The sequence below is a fragment of the Cupriavidus sp. R6-3 genome (assembly GCF_059772245.1).
This window is the reverse complement of record NZ_JCBAJO010000340.1, coordinates 1-3,842: the sequence shown is the minus strand read 5'-3', so window position 1 is coordinate 3,842 and position 3,842 is coordinate 1. Positions and strand designations below refer to the sequence as shown.

Annotated in this window: 3 protein-coding genes; all 3 read right to left on the bottom strand. The window is 68.8% G+C overall.

Annotation, left to right across the window (positions count from 1 at the left end; translation table 11 throughout):
* Positions 1–260: Wzz/FepE/Etk N-terminal domain-containing protein (locus AC6EI8_RS25120; protein WP_498383209.1), on the bottom strand; the 260-nt coding region annotated here is incomplete at its 3' end.
* A gap of 27 nt (positions 261–287) precedes the next feature.
* Positions 288–1,010 carry a Crp/Fnr family transcriptional regulator gene (locus tag AC6EI8_RS25115; protein WP_006577453.1) on the bottom strand — a complete coding sequence of 241 codons (723 nt, stop codon included), beginning with the start codon at positions 1,008–1,010 and terminating at the stop codon, positions 288–290.
* 306 nt (positions 1,011–1,316) lie between these two features.
* The coding region (locus AC6EI8_RS25110; protein WP_498383207.1) for a glycoside hydrolase family 2 protein at positions 1,317–3,842 on the bottom strand (2,526 nt) is incomplete at its 5' end.

Here is a 3,842-nt window from a genome sequence, read left to right as displayed (position 1 = left end):
GCGTCGAAGCCGGCCGCGGGAGTCGACGGCGCGCCCGGTGCGCCGGCGACTGCAACGTCAGGCTGCGCGACCTGGATCAGCGCCGCGGCCTCGTAGCGCGGCGGCACCGTCAACGCGGCCAGTCCGGCCACGGCGGCGCCGGCCAGCGTCGCACCGACCAGCAGGCCGGCGCGATCCTGCAGCGCACGCGCATAGCCGGCCGGCCGCTGCGGCACCACGTTGGGAGCCGGCATCGTTCCGGCGAAAGACAACCTGTCCACGGCAATCTCCTGACGCACTGGCGCAGTTCACGCTTCGGCGAGGGCCGGCAGCAGCCGGTCGAACTCGCGCTTGACGAGCTTGTAGCATTCGCACGAATGCGCTTCGAGCCCATGACGATCCAGCACCGTGATATGGCCGCGGCTGTGATGGATCAGGCCGAGGTCCTCCAGCTTGCCGGCGGCCTCGGTCACGCCCTCGCGGCGCACGCCGAGCATGTTGGCGATGACCTGCTGCGTGATCACCAACTCGTTGGTCGCCATGCGATCGAGCGCGAGCAGCAGCCAGCGGCACAGCTGCTTGTTCAGCGAATGATGGCGATTGCAGACCGCGGTCTGCGCGATCTGCGTCAGCACGGCCTGCACGTACAGCAGCGTGGCGCGCTGGATCGTCGGCGAGCGCATGAACTCCTGGCGCAGCGTGCCCGCCGACAGCCGATAGGCAAAGCCGGGCGTGCGCACCTCGACGCGGCACGGCATGGTGTCGCCGCCGGTCAGCACCGGAATGCCGACCAGGCCCTCGTTGCCGATCGCGGCGATCTCGGCCGTCGCGCCGTTTTCCAGCAGCGACAGCATCGACACGATCGCCGTGGTGGGAAAGTACACATGGTGGATGCGTTGACCCGAGTCGGTGAGCAGTTGTCCCGCACGCATCCGCACCAGCTCCAGATGACCCGACAGCGTCTCCCACTCCTTGCGCGGCAGCGAGGCCAGCAGGTGGTTGACGTGCAAATCCGAACGTTGACCGATCATTTCTGTTCTCCCTTCTTGTCCTTTTTGTTGCTGTTTTTCCCCCGCCTCGCACCAGGACCCATCGACGACGTCCGTCACAACCACGAGACAGCGATGCTGACCATGACGGCGACGCGGTGCGGCTTGCGTGCTTCCATTAAGTTCCATCTGTGGGACGCCCAACAGTAGCCGCACGGCTGAAACCTGCTCATCCTTCGGTAGGTGGGAATCGGGAGGGAGCCGCGTTACAGCGGTGCAACCTTTTGGCACGGCGCAGCGGCGATGCCTGCGCGCGTTGTGATGGGGATTGGCTTGCGCGACGATGCGCTACGCGCCGTAGCCAAGTGGACGAGGCGCGTTCAGCGCGCGAATCTCACCCATCGGGATGGCGGTGTTCGCCAGACGGTTTAGGCCTTCTCCGCCGCCTTCATTGCCGTGCCCCTCCCGATCACGTGTTCCCTCGTCGGCACGCAGCAGCACACGGCGGCTCGCACCGGGTGCGAGATGGAAGTAATCGCTTGCCGGTTGCAGGTTCGCATCGTCGATCTGCACCCAGCGCGCGAAGCGGCGCGCCGATATCGTCAGCCACCACTGACCGTCGATGCGCTCGACCTGCGCATGTAGCTCAGGCGGCGTGAGCGCGTTGGCACTGCGATCGGGCAGATAGAAGGCTTCGCTGACGAGCGAGCCACTGGCGTCGAACCACGCCGCATGCACCACGTCATGCAGGCGCGGACCAAAGCGATAGGCATGGGCGAAGTCGAAGAATTCGCTCGCCAGCTCGGCGCCGCTGACGCATTGCACCGAGCGCGGCGCCAGCGTGAAGTCGCGTGCCACGTCGAGCAGCGGCGTCAGTCCGTCGCGCAGGCAGCGCAACTGCAGGCGCATCGGCTGCGGGGCCGCGGTCTCGTTGATCAGGTGCATATGCACGCCGTTCAGCCCTTCGTCGGTAAGCAGCACTTGCCGCGGCTGCCAGACCTGGCGCAGCGCATGCCAGGCGGATTTGGGCCGGCGCAGCGCATCGACGATGCCCCAGCCGGCGCCCGGGGCCAGGTCCTGCCATTGCCACACCAGTCCTCCGGCGCAGCTGGAGCCCGCGCGGCGCCATTCGGCGAAGACCTCGCTCATCAGCTCGGCGACCACCGCACGCGAGCACTGCAGATAGCGCGCCGGATCCTCCCTGCGCAGGCGTGCGGGATCGACGGCGTACAGCGATTGCAGATAGAAGTCGCGCACGTCCTCGAAGTCCCAGCTCGCACCGGCATCGCGCGGCACCGCGCGCTTCCAGCGCGGGTCGTGCACCGGCGCGACGCCGGCCATCGCCTCGCGCAGCGTGCGCTCGCATGGCACGTTGGCGAAGGCCAGGCATTCGGCGGCAAAACGCACGCGCGCGCGCCGCGCATCGTCGAGCGGCCGTTGGTAGGCGCCGACGCCGTAGTAGTGGCTGACGCCGCGATCGGGCTGGAATGGCCACGCACCGCCGCTGGGCGAGTTGCGGACATACGGCACGGCAACACCATGCGCGGCGATGCAGTCGGGAATCACCGTGTCGAACAGCGGCTGGCGCCACGCCTCGCGCGGGGCTCCTAGCATCGCCGCCTGCTGTTCCGCCTCGCTGCCGCCGCACAGCACGGCCAGGCTCGGATGGTGGCCATGCGCGGCCAGCCATTGGTGCACCTCGCGGCGTGCGTCGTCGAGCAGCTCGGCGGCGGAGCCGGCCTGGGCGCTGGTCCCGGAGTTGGTTGCGGCGTCAGTCCCGGCATTGGTCACGGCATTGGTCACGGCATTGGCCGCTGCGTTGATGCCGCCGCTCGGCCCGACGTTGGCCGAATAATCGAAGTTGGCAAACAGGAAGTCCTGCCAGACCAGCAGGCCCATCGCATTGCAGGCCGCGTAAAACGCCTCGCCCTGATAGCACGTCACGCCGCTGATGCGGATCATGTTCATGTTGGCGTCGCGCGCCTGTTCGAGCCACGCGGCGCAGGTCCGCGCATCGGGCGCGTGGCCATGCAGATCGAGGCTGGCCACGCAGGCGCCGCGGCAGAACACCGGCACGCCGTTGACGCGAACGACGAAGCCGCCGTCGCGCTCGTCGACATCGACGTGCCGGAAGCCGACGCGCGCACACGGCAGCGTCTGCGCGCCGGCGCGCAGCATCACGTCGTACAGCACCGGCTCGCCGTGCGTGTGCGGCCACCATTTGCGCACGCGGGGCACGCGTACGCTGCCGTGCCATACAAGGTCGTGTTGCGGGCCGCGCTGTGAGCCGTGTCGTGGGCCGTGCTGCGGGCCGTGCTGTGGACCGTGCTGCGGGTCGTGCTGCGCGTCGTGTAGCGGGTCGTGCCGGCATGTCAGCGCGGCCTCGTGGCCGTCGACGATCACCGTCAGCGACCCTTGCGCGAGCGCAGCGACGCCGCGCACCTGCACCGATACGATGCCGTCGTCGCCGTCCAGGCGCGCGATCGTTTCACAGCGGGCGGCGTCGAGCGCTCGCGCGGGCGCAGGCATCGGCAGCAGATCGATCTCGCGCCACGGGCCCACCGCGTGTACCGATGGACACCAGCCGGGCATATGGCCGAGCAGCGTGGTACGGACATGCCGCAACGACGGCAGCGACACCAGCCGCGGCTTCCATCGCACCGGACCGCGCCGGCCGCGCAGCGCGCGCTCGAGCGAGCGAAAGCACAGCGTCAGCGTGTGAGCACCGGACAGCGTCAGTGCGATCTCGTGTTCGACGAACATCGAGCGGCTGTCGAGCACGCGCGTGTCGTCGAGCCACACCTCGCCGATCGTGGCGAGGCCGCGCAGCCGCAGGCAGTGGGCGCCCTCGCCGGAGATCGGCACGCGATACCA

Excerpts from the sequence above, each read along its gene's own strand:
- AC6EI8_RS25115 (WP_006577453.1), bottom strand. The coding sequence starts at position 1,010 with ATGATCGGTCAACGTTCGGATTTGCACGTCAACCACCTGCTGGCCTCG.